This is a genomic window from Halogeometricum rufum (assembly GCF_900112175.1).
In the GTDB taxonomy this organism is placed as follows: domain Archaea; phylum Halobacteriota; class Halobacteria; order Halobacteriales; family Haloferacaceae; genus Halogeometricum; species Halogeometricum rufum.
In genome coordinates, this window is record NZ_FOYT01000001.1 from 1538384 (window position 1) to 1559083 (window position 20700).

Consider the following 20700-nt stretch of genomic DNA (forward strand, 5'->3'; position numbering starts at 1 on the left):
GTCGTTTCTCCGAGGTGTCGCACACGTGGAGCGACAGGCGTCCGCCGTCGCCGAGCGACGAGCGTACCCCGAAGACGACCCGGAGCCGTACCGCCGTGCGAACCGCGCGCGCGAGGCGGTTTCGGACGTCGCCACGCAGTTCGTCGCGTCGGTTCCGCTGCCGACGTCCAGTCGTCGCTCGGGGGCCGACGCCGACGGCGCGGTCGAGACGCTCCTCGACCGGGTGTACGAGCGGTCGCGTCCCGACCCGAGCGGGTCGGCGTTCGACCGGGCGCGGGCGGTCGGCCGAGCGGACGCCGTCGACGGCATCCTCGTCGTTCCGCTCGGGTCGGACCCGCCCGGCATCTCGAACTGGTACACCGTCTCGCGGTCGATGGTCCGGTACGCGGGCCGCGCGGCCGTCGTCTGCGACCGCATCGAACAGCGACTGCGGACCGCGACACGCCCCGGCGCCGCGGTTCGCTGGCGAGAACTCTCGGAACTCCTCGTCGCGGTCGGTCGAACCGTCGCAACCGTCGCGGCCGCCCGCGAGTGGATCGACCCGCCGGAGACCGACGCGGACGGTGCGGGCGAACTGATCGCAGTGGCGAAACGAACCGTAGAGCACGTCTCCCCAGACTCAACGATATGAACCGAGAGAAACTCACACTCATCACGAACGACAACGAACCCACCTCGCACGTCCGCGTCGGGCGAAGCCGAGTCTCCCCCTCGACGGACGTGGTGCAGGTGTCGTACCGCGGACAGAGCGCGTACTTTCGCGTCCAGACCGAAGACGACCGGGTCGCGAACAAGATTCGCAACCGCGGGTACGTCCACGGGAACGTCGCACCCATCCTCGGCGGTAGCGACGACGTCGGCCGGAAGTGCCTCGTGGATTCGAGTGCGACGATTCGCGACGTTCCGGCCTGTTCGACCGCCAAGCTGTACGCTCCCGGTACCGACGAGGACCAACTCACGTCGGCGCTCGTGGACTCGCAGTACCTGCTCCACGAGATAGAGGAGGTTCCGAAGTTCGGCCCCGACGGCTTCAGTTTCACCGTCGTGGAGATGGATCCGTCCGGCTACTCGACGCTCAGAGTGACCCCCGAGACGGAGTTCGAATTCGTCGACGAGGGTGAGTGGGCCGAGCAACGCCGCGAGCGGAAGACGCAGAGTCGGGGTGCGGACGAGGCAGGCGCGGGCGGCGGCCGCGGCGAGTCCGACGACGAAGAACCCACCGTCGACATCGAACCGACGAATCCGAGCGTCAGTTTCGAGGAGGACGTGGCGGGACTCGAATCGGTCAAGCAGACGGCTCGGATGCTGCTGTCGCTGTACGACCCCGACGTGCAGGCCCAGATGAAGGAGTTGTACGGCGGCACGTTCGCGTCTCGGAGCGGGAGTATGCTCCTGTACGGCCCGCCCGGGTGCGGGAAGACGCTCGTGTCGGAGGCCATCGCGTACGAGGCGAAGCACGAGACGGACATCGAGGCGCGCCGCGGAGACGTGAAGTTCCTCGAAGTCGAGGCGAGCGACATCGTCTCGAAGTACATGGGCGAGTCGGAGAAGAACATCCGGGCGGTGTTCGACCAGGCGCACGACCTGTCGAGCGAGGGGTTCGTCGTCCTTTTTTTCGACGAAGTCGAGACGCTCATCCCGGACCGAAGCGACGAGAACCTCAAGCGGTCCGAGCGGTCACTCACCAACGCGTTCCTGCAGGAGATGAACGACGTGGAGGACAACCTGTTCGTCATCGGCGCGACGAACATGCCGTTCTCCATCGACCCGGCCGCGACTCGCCGGTTCCCCATTCAGCAGTTCATCCCGCAACCGGACGAGCGCGTGATGTCGCAGGTTTGGCAGAAGACGCTCTCCTCGCTGCCCAACGCGGGCGACATCGACTTCGAGCGGCTCGGGCGGAAGTCGACCGGCTACACGCCCGCCGAAGTCGCAGACCGCGTCCTGGGGAGCGACCTCAGGCGCGAACTCATCGAGAGCGTCGTCGAGGACGGCCGCGAGCCGATAACCGTCACGACGGACTACCTCGTCGAACAGCTCGAATCGACGGAACCGAAGACGGTCAACCAGTACGTCGCAAGCGTCAGAAAACAGCTCTCGGACCTCGAAGGCTATCCCGAACTGAAGCGGTACATCGAACGACAGGTCGAGGAGTTGGACGAACCGACCGGCGGCCGCGACGGCGGTGGGTCGGGCGCCGAACTGGTCCGACAGCTGATGCAGAGCGCCGACGGCGACGGCGACGCTTCGGACCCGAGCGCCGACGGCGCCGGCGAGGCACCGTCCTCCGACGGCGGCGGCGGAGACGGCGCGGAGGCCGGTGGTGACTGAGAGCGATGGCCGCCGAACACCACCGGTACGTGCGGTCGCACGCGTTCGAGGTGGGCGACGTCGTGGCGACGGCGTCGGGCCCCGACTACGCCGCGGTCACCGACGGAGAGCGAGTCGAACTCGTCGACACCGACGGTCACGTCGCCGTCGAACTGGACGCGCCCGTCAGCGCACTCGCCGCGGACCGAACGCGGACGTACTGTCTCTGTGAGTCGGACGTCACCGCAGTCTCGCGCGGTGGTGCGGTCACGTGGCGGGTGGACGTCGCGGACGCGCAGGAACTGACGGCCGACCCGGCGGGCACGTTCGTCGTCGTCGCGACGAGCGAGGGCGAACTGGTCGGCCTCGACGCCGACGTCGGGACGGAACGGTTTCGCGTCCCCCAACCCCACCGCGACGTCGCCGGCGCGCCGAACGTCACCTGCCTCGGCGACAGCGTCGTGCTCGCGAGTTGGTCGTTCGTCACCGTCCTCGACGACCGAGGGGAGACGGTCGCCGAGACGTCCATCGACGGCGCGGCGGAGTCCGTCTCGTCGCTCGGCGACGACCGGATACTCGTCTCGACGAAGGACGGCCGTCTGGTCTGTCTGGACGCCGAGGGCGAGGTGGCGTGGGAACACCGCGCGGACGTCTCGTGGGTCGCCGAGAGCGGCGACGAGTGGGTCGCGGCCGTCCTCGACGACGAGGACGCCATCGGAGCCATCGAACCCGACGGGACTGTCGAAGCCGTCCACGACCGGTCGGGGTCGGCGCACGCCGTCGCGGCCGACGGGAGTACCGTCTGCGTCGTTCGGAACGGGACGCTCGTCGCGTACCGCGCGGCGGGCGCCGCCGCCGACCTCTCGGTCGCGTTCGACGACGACCACCTCGTCCCGGGCGAGGAACTCACGGTGACGATACAGAACGAGGGCGACGAACGCGCCGTTGCGACGGTGGCCGTGGACGCCGACGGGGCCACGGTGGGAACGACGGCGTTCGACGTTACGCTCGACCCGGGCGAACGGAGCGACCGGCAGGTAGACGTCGTCGCCGTCGAGTCCGGCCGCCAGTCCGTGGACGCGCGCGTCACGCTCGACGGCGAACGGGCCGCCGAAACGACGTTCGAAGTGTCGGAACTGTCGGGCGACCCCGTGACAGCCGACGCCGTCGTTCGCGACGTCTCGGAGGGCGGAGCGTCGGTCGAGGTGATGGTCCGGAACGACTCGCACGAACCGCTCACCCGGGTCGGAGTCGGTTCTCGGGGGACGGCGACGGTTCCACCCGGTCGGACGGAGACGTTCACCGTCCGGCGGTCGCTCCCCGTCGACCGCCTCTCCGTCGTCGGGCAGAACGTCGACGTCGAGGCGTCGGTCGAGTCCGACCTGGACGAACCGGTCGTCTCGGTCCGCGGCCGCGACGACGGCTGGTTCGACGTGCGCGTCGTGAACGAGACGGACACGCGGTTCGAGGACGTCCTCCGCGTCGAGGTTTCGGGGAGCGTCGAGGCCGACCCGTTCCCCGCCGCCGGGGCGACCCGCCCGGTCGAGATTCCCCCGCGAGGGACGTTCGTCCTCGCGTATCCCGCTCCGGGGACGTCGGCCGACGAACGGGCGTTCGAGGTGACCGCGTCGCTCGACGGCGTCTCCGCGTCCGTGGACCGACGCCGCGTCCGTGTCTCCGGTCTCGCGGTCGACCCGCTGCGACGGACCGGCGCGTCGGAACCGTCCGGCGCTCGGGAACGGACGCGGGCGGGTCCCGCCTCGGAACCGGCACTCCCGGCCGGGAGCGGCGAGGGCGACGCGTCGGCCGGGAACGTCCCCGCTTCGGTGGACGTCGAACGGTCGTTCGGGGACACGGCGACGGCCGGAACCGCGTTCGTCGAACGGCTCACCGTGGAGAACCACAGCGACCGACCCGTCGCGCCGGTCGTTCGGTTCGAAGCGACCGACGAGACGCCGTCCGAGCGGGTCGAACTCGACTCGCTGGACCCGGGAGCGGCGACGAGAGTCACGCGCCGCCACGCCGCGTGGGGACGCGACGAACTCACGCTGGCCGGGGGCGTCGTAACAGACGGCGACGAGCGGGTCGAATCGTTCGGGGCCGCGAGCGTTCCCGTGGATCCGAACCCCCTGTTGATCCGTCTGTGGGCGCCCGTCGGCGCGTCGACGCTCGACGTCGTCGTCGAGAACACCGGCGACCGGCCGCGGATAGTGACCCAAATCGCCGTCCGGGGGGCGCGTAACGGGGAGACCATCGACGAGGTCGTCGACCCCGGCGAGACGGTCGACCGCTCGGTCTCGATGACCGACTCGATACCCGACGACGCCGTCCGCGCGGCGGTCGAACACGCGCCCGCAGACGACCCCGACGCGACGGCGTACTTCGAAACGCTGGTCGCGCGCCGGGAGCGTCCGGGGCGAACCGTCGACCTGTCGGCGGCCGTCGCGCCCGAGACGGATATCGCCGACGGCTACGGTGAAGTCGTCCTCCGGTTCACCAACGAGGGGGACGCCACGCTCGACGCCGTGACGGTGGAGGCGACGGGCGCGGCGCCCGACGATTACCTCTACTACGGTCCCGAATCGTTCGAGTCGGTCGAATCGGGCGAGTCGTTCACGCACCGAGTCGACGTCGACGCGGACGCGGACGAACTCCGCCTCCCCGTCGACGTGACCACCGAAACTGCCGACGAGACGGCGAGCGAGTCCGTCGTCGTCGAATCCGTCGACGGGTCGCTCGCCGCGTCCGGACGTCGCGACGACCCGGCGTTGCGTCCGGTCGTTCTCGTCACGACGGCACGAGAGGAGTAGCGCGAGAACTGCGGTCGGAGCGCGAGACTGTTTTTCGTCGCCCGCGTCGCCTCGACTCTCAGGCGTCGGCCGGGGACGAAGCGACGAGGAAGTCGCCGCTCGACGCCGTCCGCGCGTCCTGCACGTAGGCGTACAGTCTGCGAGCGACGGTGACGAGGAGTCCGAGCGCGACGAGTCCGTACAGGGCGAGCGACCCGTACAGCGTGTACTCGGTCACCCGGAGCGACTGCCGCGCGGCCGCTTGTTCGGCGCGTGTCCGACTCGCCTCCTCGGTCGCACCCGCGGCGGTGAACTCCGTCCGCGCCCGCTCGTAGTGGCTGAGTGCCCTGTCTGTCCGGTCGGTGACCGCGTCGAACCGGGCGGGGTTCAACACGACGCCGTAGTCGAACAGGACGAACGTGGCGTTCGCTTCGACGGCGGCGCGCACGTCGCGCGCGTCCCGCCGGGTCGCACTCGCGTTCCGCACCTGTTCGAGGTACGTGTCGAACGCCGCGTCGGCCTCGGTCCGCAACTGCTCGGCGCGCTCAGATTCGCCGCTGGCGGCCGCGAGGGTTCCGAGACTCCGCTTCGCTCGCGCGCGTTCGATAGTGGTGGCGTCCTCGGCTGCCAGCGTCTCTCGGTAGTGTCGCTCCTGTTCGGCGACCAGTTCTCCGAGGCGTTCGTCGCCCGCAGTGACGGCGTCTTCGGCCGGTCGGCTGACCTCCGGCGCGGTCAGGTCGTCGACGTACGCGCGCATGGATCGATGCGCGGCGGCGGCGCGAACGATAGCCGTCTGCGCCGCCGAGTAGTTCCCCGCGGACTGGGCGTCTCCGGCCGCGGCGGCCGACTCGATGAACAACTGCGTGCCGCGTCCCGCCGCGAGGCCGGCCGAGAGGTCGTCGCTGGGGACGGACTCGCCCGACTGCAGCCGCGACTCGATACGGTCGAGCGACGTCGACATCTCTCCGGCGACGGTCCCGCGCCATCCGCTCTCGGAGGACTGCTCGCGCAGGGGTTCGGTGATACGGTCGAACGAGTACGGTTTCGTGGTCGCGCGCACCGTAATTCGCTCGGACTCGACGCCCGACCCGGACAGCACGAACGTCCAGTTGTACGACCGGTACAGTTCGGCCTGCGTGTCGAACTGGAGGGCGAACACGAGCGGTGCTCGCTCGCCGGGTTCGAACGCGTTCGGCGGCCGTTCGGCGACCGTCAGCCACCGGTCGGGCCCGGACACCTTCTCGAGCGTCACGTCGTCCACGCGCTCGTACTCGAGGAGTTCCGAGACCCGCAGGCTCTCGGTTCGCTCCTTCGTCACCACCGTCTCGCCGAACTCGACGTCGTTCCGTTCGACGTCGAGTTCGACGCCGTGGTCGACGGAGACCGCTCGGGTGACGGTCTTCTCCCCCGCCGACGCCGTCCGGACGGTCACGGTGACCTCGTAGGTTCCCTCGGGCGCGTCCGGGGCCGCGCTGTATTCGAGCGTGGCGCTCCCGGTGCCGAGGCCGGCGACCGACGACGGTTCGTCGCTGACGGAGACGTCGACGAGTTCGGTGTCGGTCGTCGCCGTCACGGACTCGACGTCCATCCGCAGGTCACCCGTGTTGCTGAACTCGACAGTCGACGTCTCGGTGTGGCTGGCCACCTCCGACTTCGGCCGGTCGAACAGTATCTCCGTGTCCGGCGCCGTCACCTCGCCGAGTTTCGCGGGGTAGATGACGCGCGCCTCCACGTCGAACGTCTTCGTCGGACTCCCTCGGTCGTCGGCGGTGAGTTTGACGTCCCACGACAGCGTCTCGTGCTGGTCGGCGCCGTCGCCCGCCAAGACGGTCATCTCCGCGGTGTCCTCTCCGCCGGGGCCGGTCTCGACGTACGCCAGACCCGACAGCGAGAGTCGGCCGTCAGCCTCGACGCCGACGATTTCGCCGGAGACGCCGTCGAGTCCGGAGAACCCGGCCGCCTCTCTGACGGTGAACGTCCTCGTCGACGACTGGCCGACGAGGATGTCGCCGACGTCGACGGTGTTCGTGGCCGCCTCCGCGACGGCCGGCTTGCGCACCGTCACGCTGACGGGGAACTGGTCGGAGTGCCCGAGGTTGTCGGTCAGCGTCGCGGAGAACTCGTACGTCCCCTCGTCGACGGACGAATCGACGGTCACGTCGAAGTTCATCCCGTCGGTGCTGTCGCCGGCGACTCGGTTCGGGAGGCTCACACCGCCCACGTCGAACCCGTCCGGAACGCCGGAGAACGTGACCTCCGTCGGCTTCATCACGCCTCGTCCCTCGTTGGATATCTCGGCGGAGACGCGCTCACTCTGGGCGTCGTCGTCCGTGAATGTGACCGTCGTCTGGTCCGTCCGCACCTCGCCCATCCGGGGAGAGCGCACGTCGACCGACAGCGACAGGCTCTCGCTGGCGACGTAGCCGCCGGACTGCGTCTCGACCCGGGCCGTCGCCGAGTGAGTCCCCTCCGACGCGCCGGACTCTGCCGTCGCGTGGTAACTGACGCGGTACGTGCCGCCGTCCACCACCTGCCAGGACTGGCTCCCACCGCTCCCGCCGCCGTCGGTCCGTTCCCACTCGTCGAAGGTGAAGTAGACGTTGCCCCCGTCCAGACGCATCGACTCTGTCGCCGTCACCGTCGCGTTCGAACCGGCGGTGAACGTGAACGACAGCGTGTCGGACTCCGCTTGGTCGTCGAGAGCCTCGTCGAGTTCGACTGACCCCGACGCGGCGACTGCCGTCGACGGGACCGACCCGAGGACGACGACGAGTGCCACGAGAGCGGCCAGCAGGCCGGACTTACGCATCGTCCCACCCCACGACCGGAACGATTTCGCCCACGCGCGCTGCGCGGGCGTCTCGACCCCACAGTCCGACGCGGTGACCGACGAGTGCGGCGGCGCCCGCGAGGACGAGTGCGTACGCGAGCGACAGCAACGCGCTGCCGACGGTGAACGTCTCTAGCGCCGTCTCGCTCCGGGCTGCGAGCGACGTCGCCGCCTCCCGTCGGTCGGTCAGCGAGTGTTCGCCCGCTATCGCCGCGGCCTGCGAGGCGTGTCGATGGACGCGCCGCGCTTCGACGTACTGCGCGTACACGCCGGACGGGTTCGCTCGCACGGCCGCGAGCGGCGATTCACAGCCCGAACAGCCGTCGAGGAACGACGACGCACGCGCCGTCGCAGCGTCGAACGTCGCAATGTCCGCCTCGAACGTCGAGCGGAGGTCGCTCTCTCTGACGGCTAACTCCGAGAACCGCTGGGACGCCCCCGCCCGCTTGAACGCCGACGCCGACTTCGAGAGCAGCGAGAGGCGTTCGGGAGTCGATTCGGCGTTTCGCGCCCGTTCGAACAGGCGCGACCCCTGTCGCTCGTAGAAGCGGTCCAGCGCGAGACTCGCCAGGTCGGCGTACCGGCTTCCCCCTGTCTCCCGCAGGTCGGTTATCGCCGTCGCCGTCTCGGCGGCCTTCGACATGCTCGCGTCGTAGTCGCCGTCCTCGGCGAGGCCGTGAGCGCTGACGAACGAGTCGAGGGTCGCGAGGACGAGTCGCATCCGTCGCGCCTCCGCGTCGGTGAGGTCACCTATCTGCGTGCTCGTCACGGCTTGACTGCGGACCACTTCGAGTTCGCCGTACGCCTCCAGGGCGGGTTCCTCCTCGTAACCCCGGAGTTCGGCGAGGAAGTCGTCCGCCGTCTGTGGTTCTACTCGCTGTTCGACCGTCCCCGCGTCGAAGGCACCGCTCACCGGCGCCGCCGTCAGCAGGAGTGCGGCGACGACGACGAGGGCGGTTCGACCGTACCGCCTCGCGCCGCGCCGGTCGGTGTCGTCGTGTGATTGTGGTATCTCTCTCATCGTCAGAACATCGTCCGTTCGAGTCGTTCTCTCAACGCCGGTTCGTCGAAGAGGCCCTCCGCGGCGTCGAGGAGGCCACAGGCGGCGAACACGGTGACTGCGTGGGTGACGTCGTCGTCGTCCTTCGCCCTCCCGACGAGTCGTTTCACCTCGTCGTACGTGTCGCTCACCGGGTATATCGAGGAGACCGCGCCCCGTTCGCCGTCTATCCGCTCGTCGACCGACTGGAGCCGGGACCGCAACTCGCGTCGCTGCTCGACGCGCTGTTGGCCGACCAGTTCGAACAGGTAGTCCACCTCGAACGAGTCGGCCCACTCGACGCGGGCGTCGGGCATGTCGGCGCAGGCGGTGAACAGGTCGACGTTGTGTTTCGTCGTCATCGCGTCGTCGACGACGCCGACCAGGTCGTCGGCGCGGTCCAACACCGCGTCGGTCACGTGGTCGGGCGACGCACCGGTCCGCGCGAACTGCCGTCCGCAGTTCGGGAGTCGTTCGACGGTGTCGAGGAGCGAATCGACCACGCTGCCGTAGTACCGCGGAACTGCGACGTCGGTCGTCCGCGAGGACGTGAGGTCGTCGACGCCGTCCCGTATCGCGTTCGCCCGGTCGCGCTGGCCGTCGTCGAGCGACCAGACGAACGCCACGTCGAGCGTCACGTCGGCGGTCTCGGCCGCCGAGACGGTCACGTCAGACGGCGAGCAGTCGAACCACGGCGCGTCGGCGGACGCGGTGACCCGGTACCGACCGACGGGCACCTCGTCGAACGAGACGCGCCCGTTCGCGTCCGTCGTGGCCCGCGCGACGTCCAGTCGGTCCCGCGCCCACTCGTCGCGCGCGTCGAGTTCGACGGCGACGTTCGGCCGAGGGACGCCGTCGACGGACACCGACGCCGAGACGCGCCCGCGTTCGGGCGTGAGCCTGAACGTGACCGCTTCGCCGTGGCTTTCGGCGAACCGTTCGCGCGGGACGTCCTTCTCCTTCGACTCGTATCTGTCCCGGTCGACTGCGAGTCGCGCCCCGTCGGCCTGCCGCGAGAGTTCCAGTCTGGCGCTCCCGTCGGGGCCGGTCCGCAGTCGGTCCGTTCGCCCGTCCTCGCCCACGTCGATAGCGACGTCCGACAGCGGTTCGTCGGTAGCCTCGTCGCGGACGACGACGTCTACCTCGTACGGCGGTATCTCGAACGTCAAGTTCTCCGTTTGGTACGCCGTCGAGACGTGTCTCGGACCGCGCTGCTTGTCGGCGTCGACGGTGACTTCCCAGTCGTCGACGCCGCCGTCGAGCGACACCGTCGCTTCGCCGCCTTCCACCCGCTCGGTCTTCCGCCGGGCGGGTTCGTGCGACTGGACGGTCTCGCTGCTCCGCCGCGGTTCCGCGACGAGTCTCACCGGGCCGTCGTACGGTTCCCCGCGCTTCTTGTCGCGAACGTTCACCGTGAGTTCCGTCGGCGGCGCCGTGGGTTCCCCCGCCGGCCGACCCTTCGTGTCGCGGGTGAGCAACCAGACGACAGCGAGGACACCCAGAGCCACCACGAAGACGACGAAGACGACGAAGACGATGTCCGAGGAAGGGAACGACGGGAGGAGTCCGCCCGACGCCGACCCGTCGCCGCCCGCGCCGCCCCCGCCGTCCGCCTGCGCGGCGGTGAGCGACCCGTACGAACCGCCCTCACCGATGGTGACGGGCAGCGTCGGCCGGCCGTCGAACGCGAGAAGTAGCTGGTAGTAGCCCCCCTCCTCGAGCGCGTACCCCGTCCCGGAGAGGTTCACCGTCCCGTCGGTGGCGTCGACGTCCGTCAGTCGCCGGACGCCGTCGTCCGTGCGAATCCAGAGGTAGGAGAAGTCGGCGGCCGCGAACCGCTCGCTGTCGACGGTGAACGCCGTCCCGTTCGCCGTGAGCGTCGCACCGACCGTCTGCGCGGTCGGCGTCCCCGCCGTGACGACGGCGCCGTCGGTCGTTCTGACCGTCGCGTTCAGGCCCCCCACCGCCGCGAGACTCGCCGCTTCGACCGTCAGTCGGCCCGGGGCCGACGCCTCGACGGGGCGTCTGAACACTCCCTCGGAGGCCGACGATCGGACGACGACGGCGTACGTCGTCCCGTTCCTGATGGCGGGGCTGTCGATGTGGATGCCCGCGCCGGTCCGTTCGACCGCCGTCGCGTCCCGCGCCGCGGCGAGGAGGTTTACCGTCCGCTCCCCGCGAAGGGGCGTCTCGCCCTCGGGGGGTCGGACGGTCGCGTCCGTCGACGTCAGCGACGGCCCATACCCCGCCCTCGGCACGTCGAGTACCGTCGTCCCGGAGGCGTTTCGAACCGTCGCGGTGGTCTTCGTCGTTCCGACGACGACAGTCAGTTCGTCGCCGTCGGAGAGACCGACGGAACGGTCGAGTTCGAGTCTGAGTTCGGCCGTCCCGTTGGACACCGTGAACCCTCGGGACTGGCCGAGTCGCGCGTGCCTGAGGTCGAGCGATTCGCGCGCCAGTTGGGTTCCGCTCGACGTGCGTTTCACCGTAACGGAGACGTTCGAGAGGTCGCCGTCGGGGAACCGGTCGGGCGCGATTCGGTACGTCGCCCGGCCGCCTGTCGTGTCGTTCGGCACCTGTCGCTCGACTGTCTTCTGTCCCAGTCGGACGGTTATCGCCGACTCGTTGGTGGCGTTCGTCTTCACGACGAGGTCGCCGTTCTCGGTCGAGACGGTCGCCTCCTCGGCCGCGACGACGCCCGCGCACGCCGACGCGACGAGGAGCATCGCCGCGACGACGCTGAGTCCGACCGCGACCCGCCGGCCCGCGCCCGTCGCCGTCTGAGTCCGCTCTCGGGTCATGTTACTCGTTGACCTTCATGTACTGCCGAAGGTTCTCTTCTATCGTGTCGAGTTCCCCCTTCGGGATGCGTTCGTTTCCGAGACGACGCCCTGCAGCGAGGTTCTCCCGGTGGCTCTCGTACTGGTCCCACGCGTGGTCGACGAGCGGGTTCAGGTCGAAGCCGCCGAGCAACAGGAGGACGTCGACGCCGTTCCCCGTCGCCCGTTTCGGGGTGAGCGTCTCCATGCCGACGGTGCCGGTGAGCCCGTGCTTTCGCTTCCAGGAGTCGAACGCCTGCTTCACGTCGTTCGTCGTGAGTTCGTCCCCGACGAGGTGCTCCGGTGCGCGGACGATGGCGTAGGCGGCCCGGCACGTCTCGACGTCCATCGGAACGTACGTCGCCTCGGACGCTCTGTCGAACATGTGTTCGAGCGACCGAATCTGGTAGTTCTCGTCGGTGGTGACGGCGGGCGTGAAGTGGTAGCCGCTGATGTTCGAGGGCTGGGCGACGTAGTCCTCCACGTCGATGACGCGTTGGGTCTCCCGACCGGCGCTGATGAGCAGGTCGACCGCCTCCACGATTCGCTCGTTCACCAGTTCGTACTCGCCGCTCCCGCCGACGGTGTCGTCGCCCTCGATGTGGGAGTTCGCCGCCAAGAGCACCATGTCCGCGTTCTGTGAGTTGTCCTCCCGACAGAGGAGCCGAGAGAGCCCGCAGACGGCGTTGAACTGCTGCTGTATCGCCTCGTTGTAGTACGGCCAGATACCGAACGTGATGTGGACGCCGTCGCGCATCCACGCTCGCTGGTCGTCGATGTCGGTCGGGTCGCCGAACTGGTTGACGAGGTACGGAATGGACCCGTTCCCCGTCCCGCCGCCGAGCGTCGTCAGGTAGAGGAAGGCGTCGGCGTTGCCGGCGTCGTTCTCTATCTGGCTGACGATGTCGTCGATGTCCTCCTGAGCGCACTGCCGCCCGTCGACGAACGAGTTGCCGACGCCGCGCTTGGAGCCGAACATGACCGCCTTCTCCGCCAGCGTCTCGGGCACGTTCGACCCCTCGATGGTGTTACGGATGTCCGCGCGGTTCGTGTTCAGCAGTATCATCCGGTCGTCGATGCCGGGGTTCTCGGTCCGCGCGAAGAAGTCGGCCGTCACGCGGCCGCCGCCCTCGCCGGACGAGACGACGGCCCACCGGGTGAAGGTGTCTGAGCGGGACATTACTGCTTCGTCACCTCCGATTGTCCGACCGTGAACGAGGCGTCCACGTTCGTCTGGACGCCGGTCACGAGTTCCTCGAGGAGTTGGTCGGAGGCCGGTACGGTCAGGTATCGTTCACGCATCGTATCGTAGGACATCGAATCGCCGCTTGAGAGGTTGTGTGTCAGGATGTTCTCCAGCCGGTTCGTCAGTCTGGACTCGTCGAAGACGAGGACGTCACCGCCGTCGAGACACGCCCGCCCGTCGGACTGTTCGCCCCACATGGCGAGCAGGCACGGGACGAAGTCGTCCCTGATCGGGAACGACATCGACGGGTCGACGTAGCCGTCCTCGTCCAGTTTCCGGTCGAGTTCGGGGGCCAACTCCGGCAGTTCGTCGTGCAGTGCGGACTGCTGACCGTCGCAGACTCGCTCTGCCAGCGACGCCTCCGAGACGGTCAGCTCTACGGTCGTATCGTCGTCGAGATAGACGGTCGTCGACTCGGCGACGTAGCCCTCAGCCGGCGTGTCCGCCGTCACGTCGTACTCGCCGTACGGCACGGATTCGAACGCGACCTGTCCGACGAGGTGCGTCCGCGTGGACGACTCCTCGGCGTAGTTCGCCCCGTCGACTTCGACGCGGAGTTCCCGCTCGTCGCCGCCCGTCTCGAACCGGGGCCGCACGTCGAGCGCGTATCGCTCGCCGGCACCGCCCGTCGTCAATCGCTCGTCGGACGGTGCGTAACTCGCGTCGGGGTGCTGTGCGGCGAACAGTTCGAAGAACGGCCCGGCGTCTCGAACCGGGACGTCCGCCGGCGTGACCTCGCCGTTCGCCCGAAGCGCGTCGGCTATCTCGTCTTCCACGCCGGGGTACGCCTCGACGACGGCCGCGTCCCGTTCGGTGGTGTCGAGTCCGGTCGAGAGGTCACCGACCGTCGAGAGCCACGCTCGGCGGAACGCTTCGAGGTTCGTCGTCGAGTCGAGTCGGGTCACGTGGTCGGTCCCGGCGGCGTCGGGAATCGTGGTGAACGACGGCGGCGCGTCCGAGAGCGTCTCGACGTCGTCGGCCAGTTCCGTCTGCATCTCCTCGACCATCGCGGTACAGGTCTCCTGAAGCGTACTCGCGTGCGATTCGAGGACGTCGACGTCGAGGGCGGAATCGACCTGTTCGACCTCCCGCCTGACCGACTCCACCTCGTCGAGCAACGACGGCGAGACGTACTGGTCGGCCACGGACGACTCGACCGTGTCCAGGAGGGCCTCGACCGACCGACGGTCGGCGTCGAACTCATCGGCGAGTTCCGACTCCACGCGACCGAGTGCGCGGACGGTGGCGTCGACCGCCCGTCCGTAGTCACCGGACTGCGCGGCGCCCTCGGCCTCGGTGAGGTCGTCGGCGACGACCGTGCGGTCGAGTCCGCGTTCCTCGGCGAGGCGTTCGACCTCGGCTCGCGCCTCGTCGAGGGCCGCCCGGGCGGTCCGGTCGTACGTCTGCAGTAACTCGTCGTAGCGTTCGGGAGCGTCGGCCTCGGATACCGATTCGAGTTCGCCGGCGTCGGGCGTCCGCACCGACGACTCCGATACCAAGTCCCGTTCGACGAGAGGGGTGAGCGCGTCGGCGCTGGCGAGTCGGTCGCGCGCGAACGACTCGAACGACTCGTCTCGAACCGTCGCCAGCACCTCGACGTCGTCTTCGAGAGCGTTCAGTTCCCGCACGTCGCCGGTGCCACCGGTCGTGTACTGGCCGGCTTCGCGGTCGAACTCGATTCCGTTCTTCTCCGCGTTCCGCAGCAGTTGCGAGAAGTCGTTCTCCGTCGTTCGGGCCTCCCACTCGGGGTAGCGCTCCCGCAACCGGTCGTACGTCTTCCAGAACGACCGAATCGACTCCGCGACGCCGTTGGCCCGCTGCCGGGCGAAGTCCGCCTGGTCGACCTGCGAGGGCCGGACCTGTCGTTGCACGTAGACGGCGACGGCGGAGATGGCCACCACGGGCGCACCGCCGAAGATGAAGTAGACGCCGAGTTGTGACCCCGTGTAGAGGAAGAGACCCAGCCCCACCACGACCGTTCCGACCACGAGTCCACCGATACCGAGCGCTGTCTTGTACTGTGATTTCATAAGAACACCTCCACGAACGCGTCGAGCCACCCCGACACCGCCAGTCCGACGACGGTCGCGACGACGAGGGACGCACCGACGCCGACCGGGACCGCCAGTTGTCGGACGCTGTACTTCGATGTCGCGGTCAGCTGTTTGTCGTACGCGACCTTCTCCAGTTCGCGATTCGCCAGCCTGTAGCCGACGCCGCCGCCGAAGACCAGCCCCCCGACGACACCGCCGAGGAGCGACAGCAGAATCCCCGTCCGCGCACCGCTCAGTCGACCGCGCAGTTCCCCGCGGTACGCCTCGAGGGCGCTCCGGGAGGCGTCGAGTCGCTCGGACTGCCCCCGATTCACGGCGACGAGGAGTTCGGCGGCGTCGTCGTCCCCGCCGACCCCAGCTTCGAACACCGCCGCCTCCAGGGCGCGGTGACGCTCCACGAGCGGCGACGACTCGAACGCGTCTAACGCCCCGGCGTGCACCGGCTCGAACGAGTCGGTTCCGAGCGCCTCGGTCGCCCCCCGAACCGCCGTCGTCGCGTTCGACAACCGATCCGCACTCTCGACGTACCGCGCTTCGGCGGTGCGATACCGCTCGGCCGCGGACTCCGAGGGGAACGTGAGCGTCCGCGTGTCGTCGCCGACCCGCGTCCGGACGCCGGTACCGTCGGCGACGGTGTAGCGCGGACCGTCCGCCTCTTTCTCCGGCACCGCCTTCGCGAGCGACACCGTGCCGTTCGCCTCCGTCACGCGCACCCGGGCGGAGTACCGGTCCGTCTCGACCGTCTCGAACCCGGACGTCGACTCGTCCAGCGTCCACGCCGTCTCGCGGAGTTCCGCCGCGCCGTCGCTGCAGACGAAGACGGCGAACTCCGTCCCCACGTACAACTGCTGGGCCGACTGGAGCCTCGTTCCGTCCGAGAAGGCGGCGACGACGCGCGTGTCCTGCACGTCCCGACACGCCGTCTCGGGGGCGACCGACGCGTCCGCGGCGGCGGCCGTCGCGGTCACCGACCCCACGGCGAGGACGAGGACGACTGCGAGAACCGCGGCCGGCCGAACGTCGACCGACATCAGCCTCTCACCCGCCGGACGTACGCCCCGGCCGCGCCGGTGCAGAGACCGAGGCCGAGGCCGACTCCGAGGCCCGTGACGACGGGTCGAAGCGGCTTCGATTCGAGTCCCCGCGCCGCGACGACGGTCTGTTGGAGTCCCCGGACGCTCTCGGCGAGTTCGGCCATCGACGCCGGGTCGCCCGCCGCGGTCGAAGGCCCCGAGAGGGCGACGACGAGGGCGGTCCCGCCGAGCAACGCGCCCAGAACAGCGAGGCGTCTCACGCGGCGACCTCCTCTCGGGGCGTCTCGTCGTGTTCCGCCGCGTGTTCCTCGATAGCGTCCAGTCGTTCGAGGTCGGAGCGGTCGTACGTTAGGAGCGTCGTGAATGACGCGAGATTCCGTTCGGTGAACGTCATCCCGTAGTTGACCTCCCCGCAGAACGACTTGAGTTGGCGGTCGACCGCCGAGACGTTGATTCGGTAGTCGTCGCCGGAGACGTACGACGCCGGAGCGCGAACCGAGCCCAACGCCTTCTGCGCGCGAGTGGGGTCCGCGTCCGCGAGCGTCTGTTTGCTGACCGACTGGTGGAGCAGGTTCACGCCGTCGACGGCTCGCTTGCCGACGAACGGGAGCAGATAGCCGGCGAGCGACCGGGTCATCGTCACGGCGCGGCCGATGGTCGCGTACCCCGTCCGCTCGCCGTCGCTTCCGAGGCGGAGCGTCGTCACGATGTCTTTCATGTCGACCACCTGCGCGTCGACGTCGTCGTACGTGCTGGGGTCGATCCGTTCCAGCACCGGCCCGGAGACGAGATCGACGATGGCGGACGCGACGTACTCGTTGTACTCCGAGAACCGACTCTCGGCGGCGTCCTGATACGCCAGTCGCTCGTTGTCGACGAGGACGATACCCTCGACGTGGTCCTCCAGACGGTCGAGTCCGTACAGCGCGTTCCACGCCTGCCGCGGCGCCGACACCTGTTCGTCCCCCTCAGAGACCGGGCCGGTCGTGTTCGGCAAGACGCCGACGGCGATGACGTCCACGTCGGACTCGGTGGACTCGCGGATGGACTCGACGAGGTGCGGGGCGATTCCGCACCCCGTCCCGCCCCCGAGTCCGAGGAAGACGAACACGTACGAGAACGGTTCGTCCTGCGCTTGCAGGACGGTCCGTATCTCGCGCGTCACCTCGTCGCTCCGCTCTTCCATCACCGAGTCGGCGTCTTTCGGGTCGCGCCCGAACCCGCCCGTGACGCGCGATTCGAACCCGTCTGTCTCCCCACGAACGAGTCCGTCGGTCTCTGAGACGCCGAACCACGCCGAACGGTCCACGTTCGAGAGGTTCTGGAGGTCTCGGATCGTCGAATTGAACACTAAGGGCGTCGCCAGTCGAGAGATTCGTCGGTGACCGAACACGTCGTCGACGATTGCACTCCCCGCCTGTCCCGCCCCCACAAAGAGGTATGGCATAAGTCAACTACCGCGAACTACAGGGAATCTTATATAAATAGATGTCGTAGTCTGTAGTATTCGCACCCGCTGACATGCAATTCAGTTGTCAGCCTCGCAGTCGGCGAAGCATCACGCTGTATTCGTTCTGTTCGTAGAGTTGCTCGACGTAGTCGAGCACCGTCGCACCCGCATCCGCGATTTCGCGCGCCCGAACGCTCTCACCGGCGTTTAGCGCCGTTTCAGCTTCCTGATGGAGCGAGTCCACGAGCGAGAGAAAGTGCAGCGGGATGCTGTGGTTGTAGTCGCTCGTCCCCGATATCCACCGGTCGCTCACCGACTGTCGGCGTTCGACGAGCGATTCGACGCGTTCGGCGGCGTCGCCCGTCCCCGCCGATGCCGACGCCGAAGACAGTGCTGGCAACAGGTGTCGGTCGTAGAACCGCAGTTCGTTCTGTACGGCGTACTGCGTCACCTGATTCGTCTCGGGTGCGCCGTCGAGCAGTCGGCGGAGTTCCGCGACGCGGTCCGTCAGCTTCGAGGCCACTTGACCGTCGTGTGCCGACGCCGCCGTCTCGACGCCGGCAGCGAGTTCATCGACGGCGTCGGGGTCTACCGACCCGACGAGGCCGCGGACCGTCTCGGCCTCGTCGATGGCCTCGACCGCTCGTTCGAGGACCGGTTCGGGGTCGTCGTCGTCGCCGGCGAACGCGTCGAGGAGCGTCCGCGCGAGTTCGCTCTGGGGTCGGCGGCGGCGGCGCACCGCCGTCGCGGCGTCCGCCGCGCCGTCGTCGGTCGGCGTCCCCCCGTCGGCGATGTCCGCGAGCGCCTGTTCGGGGTCGACTTCGGGGTCCGTCTCGCCCGTCGCGTCGGCGATGGCACGCTCCAGTTCCCGGCACCGTTCCTCAGCCTCGCGGGCCCGCCGGTCGGCCTCCACTACCCGTTCGCAGAGCCGGTCGACGCCCTCGACGAGCGCCGCTTCGGGGGCGTCGCTCAGTCGCTTGCGCGCCATCTCGACGTCCGCCCCCGCCCCCTCGCCGACGTAGTCGAGTGCCGTTCCGACGGCGTGTGCCGCCTCGGCGTCGCGGAGGACCGTTTCGAGCGACTGTGCGGCGGCGTCGGCGTCGGCGCCCGAGGCGGCGAACGTATCGAGGAGACGCTGCGCGTCGGGGGAGGCCAGCGATCCCGCGTCGACGCGGGAGACGACGTCCGCGGACGTCGGAGCCGGCGCGCCGGCCGTCCGACCGGACCGGGTCGCGTCCTCGAACGACAGCGTTCCGCGGTCCACCGCCTCCGCCAGCGCTTCGACCTTTTGGACCGGCCCATCGTCGGGACGGACGGTACCGGGTAACCGGTCGAGACTCGCGTCTGCGACGAGTCGGTCCGTCGCCTCCGAGAGGTGGTCGAGTTCCCTGAGCACGGCGTCCTCGCTCGCGGGGGCGTCCAGTCTGTCGGCGACGGCCGCTATCGACGCGTCGTCGTCGCTGCCCCCGCCGAAGATGCCGAACACCAGCGGTAACGGCCCCGCCATGTTACGCCATGTTCTCCCGGCCGAGGCAGTCGAACAGCGATTCGACGTGAGGCCACACCTCGCGGAGCGACTCGCCTTGTCTGCTGCCGCCTTCTTTGATGTCGCGGGCGTGTTCGTACATCGATTCGAGCGCCGGCATCTCGGGGTTCCAGAGCGCGCCCCACAGGTAGACGTCGTCGAGGTACGGGACGGAGAGCTGATTGATCTGTACGTCCACCGTCTCGACGCTGTCGGTGTTCGCGCCGTCGAGGAACTCCTCGCGGTTGAGTATCTCCTGCATCGTTCCGTCGGTGACGTGCCGGCGGATGCGTTCCATCTTCGAGTCCGGCCCGTAGACGAGGAACTGCCCGCCCCACGCCGTCGACGGGTCGAAGTCCGCGAGTTTGTTCTGGAGGAGCGTGTTTCGCACGAGGAGGTCCAGCGACGACTCCGTCATCTCGCTGCCGCGGAGGCGGCCGAGGACCGGCGCGAGGACGACGGCCGGCGTCTCGTCCAGCGGGATGCTCGCCGGGTACTTGTCCTGAGCCGGACGGAAACTGTCGGACACGTCGAACACGTCGCCCTTCGCGCGGATGTCGTGTTCCTGACTCAGCAACTGCGGCGTGGAGGTTAGCGTGAACGCCTCGAGGTAGGCGACGAGCGGTCGGTTGAGGCTCGCGTACTGCGGCGGGTTGTACTTCGTCAGGTCGGCTATCTCGGGGTGGATGTCGCCCTCGGCCCGTTCCAGTCGGTCGTTGGTGAACGGTATCACCGCGTCGACCGCTTGCGAGAGGCGTGCGAGGCCGACGACGCCGTTCGTCTTCGGCCGACCGCCCTGTCGGGAGAGTTCGCTGCCCTGCGAGGGGAGGACGACCGAACTCAGGACGGGCTTTCCGACGATGGTGTCGTCGGGCAGGACGTGCTCCCGGAGTTTCTCCGCGAGGACGGGCGTCGACCCGCACCCGGTTCCCTTCGTCACGCTGTGGACGAACATCACGGCCTGGGAGTCGCGAATCTCCTGCGGGCGGAGGTCCCAGCGGTCGCGGAACGCGTTCTTTTCGCCCTCGAAGTCGTACTCGACGACTTTCGCACCCGTGTCCCACCGGTACCCCATCCCGGTTCCGTCGTGGCCCCCCATTCCGATGAGCGTGTTCGACAGGAGGTCGTTCCGGACGTACTGTTTCACCTCGCTCGCGTAGTACGTCTGTTCGAGTTCGCTGATGTTGGTGTTCAACATCCCGTAGCCGGCGAGGCCGCCCTGCCAGATGTACGCCCGGTCGGCGTCGCGTTCGTCCAGCGTCCGTCGGCGGAGCAGTATCGCGTCCACGATGTTGTTCCCGGCGCCCCCGACACCGATGACGTACCACTTCTTCCCGTAGGTCGTGTCCGCGAGGTCCGGCGCGGTCCGTTCGTCGGCCGTCTCGTCCGCTTCTTCGTCCGTCTGTGCCTCGTCGTCGTCACCGCCCCCGACGTCGGCGTCGACGACGCCGTCGTCGTCGAACAGTCGGTCGTGCGCCTCGGCGTACACCGCTTTGACGGACATCGGGTCGTCCCGGTGTGCGTTCGCCAGGTGCTCGTCGAGCGTGTTTGTCTCCCACTCTGCGGCCGTCCGGTAGCATATCTTGCATCGTTCAGTCATCGTT

13 protein-coding genes are annotated in these 20700 nt (G+C 68.8%); 3 read left to right on the forward strand and 10 right to left on the reverse strand.

Features of this window, described 5'->3' with window-relative positions:
• Positions 1-25: 25 nt before the first annotated feature.
• From BM310_RS08015 to BM310_RS08025, 3 genes are read left to right on the forward strand one after another with little or no spacing between them, the layout of a single operon-like run.
• Positions 26-631, forward strand: coding sequence for a hypothetical protein (locus BM310_RS08015; protein ID WP_089806288.1), 606 nt, complete (start codon positions 26-28; stop codon positions 629-631).
• Positions 628-2331: an ATP-binding protein gene (locus BM310_RS08020; protein ID WP_089806290.1), complete on the forward strand. Its 1704-nt coding sequence runs from the start codon at positions 628-630 to the stop codon at positions 2329-2331. The genes BM310_RS08015 and BM310_RS08020 overlap by 4 nt, the downstream gene beginning before the upstream one ends.
• A gap of 5 nt (positions 2332-2336) precedes the next feature.
• Positions 2337-5120: a PQQ-binding-like beta-propeller repeat protein gene (locus tag BM310_RS08025; protein WP_089806292.1), complete on the forward strand. Its 2784-nt coding sequence runs from the start codon at positions 2337-2339 to the stop codon at positions 5118-5120.
• 58 nt (positions 5121-5178) lie between these two features.
• On the opposite strand, the gene BM310_RS08030 is transcribed toward BM310_RS08025, so the two are convergent.
• From BM310_RS08030 to BM310_RS08075, 10 genes are all read right to left on the reverse strand, one after another.
• The gene (locus tag BM310_RS08030) at positions 5179-7908 is read right to left on the reverse strand and encodes a COG1361 family protein (RefSeq protein ID WP_089806294.1); all 2730 of its coding nucleotides are present in this window, start codon (positions 7906-7908) and stop codon (positions 5179-5181) included.
• Entirely contained in the window at positions 7901-8950 is a 1050-nt protein-coding gene (locus BM310_RS08035; protein WP_089806295.1) for a hypothetical protein, read from the reverse strand. Before BM310_RS08035 ends, BM310_RS08030 begins: the two co-directional genes overlap by 8 nt.
• A gap of 2 nt (positions 8951-8952) precedes the next feature.
• Entirely contained in the window at positions 8953-11769 is a 2817-nt protein-coding gene (locus BM310_RS08040; protein WP_089806297.1) for a carboxypeptidase-like regulatory domain-containing protein, read from the reverse strand.
• Position 11770: 1 nt separating this feature from the next.
• The gene (locus BM310_RS08045; protein ID WP_089806299.1) at positions 11771-12967 is read right to left on the reverse strand and encodes an FtsZ/tubulin family protein; all 1197 of its coding nucleotides are present in this window, start codon (positions 12965-12967) and stop codon (positions 11771-11773) included.
• On the reverse strand, positions 12967-15063 hold the full coding sequence (locus BM310_RS08050; protein ID WP_089806301.1) for a hypothetical protein: 2097 nt from the start codon (positions 15061-15063) through the stop codon (positions 12967-12969). Before BM310_RS08050 ends, BM310_RS08045 begins: the two co-directional genes overlap by 1 nt.
• Positions 15060-16118, reverse strand: coding sequence for a hypothetical protein (locus tag BM310_RS08055; RefSeq protein WP_089806303.1), 1059 nt, complete (start codon positions 16116-16118; stop codon positions 15060-15062). The genes BM310_RS08050 and BM310_RS08055 overlap by 4 nt, the downstream gene beginning before the upstream one ends.
• On the reverse strand, positions 16118-16381 hold the full coding sequence (locus BM310_RS08060) for a hypothetical protein (RefSeq protein WP_089806305.1): 264 nt from the start codon (positions 16379-16381) through the stop codon (positions 16118-16120). The genes BM310_RS08055 and BM310_RS08060 overlap by 1 nt, the downstream gene beginning before the upstream one ends.
• Positions 16378-17568, reverse strand: a complete 1191-nt coding sequence (locus BM310_RS08065; RefSeq protein ID WP_089806307.1) for an FtsZ/tubulin family protein — start codon at positions 17566-17568, stop codon at positions 16378-16380. Before BM310_RS08065 ends, BM310_RS08060 begins: the two co-directional genes overlap by 4 nt.
• Positions 17569-17656: 88 nt before the next feature.
• Positions 17657-19078, reverse strand: a complete 1422-nt coding sequence (locus BM310_RS08070; RefSeq protein WP_089806309.1) for a coiled-coil domain-containing protein — start codon at positions 19076-19078, stop codon at positions 17657-17659.
• Position 19079: 1 nt separating this feature from the next.
• Positions 19080-20696 carry an FtsZ/tubulin family protein gene (locus tag BM310_RS08075; protein WP_089806311.1) on the reverse strand — a complete coding sequence of 539 codons (1617 nt, stop codon included), beginning with the start codon at positions 20694-20696 and terminating at the stop codon, positions 19080-19082.
• Positions 20697-20700: the final 4 nt, after the last annotated feature.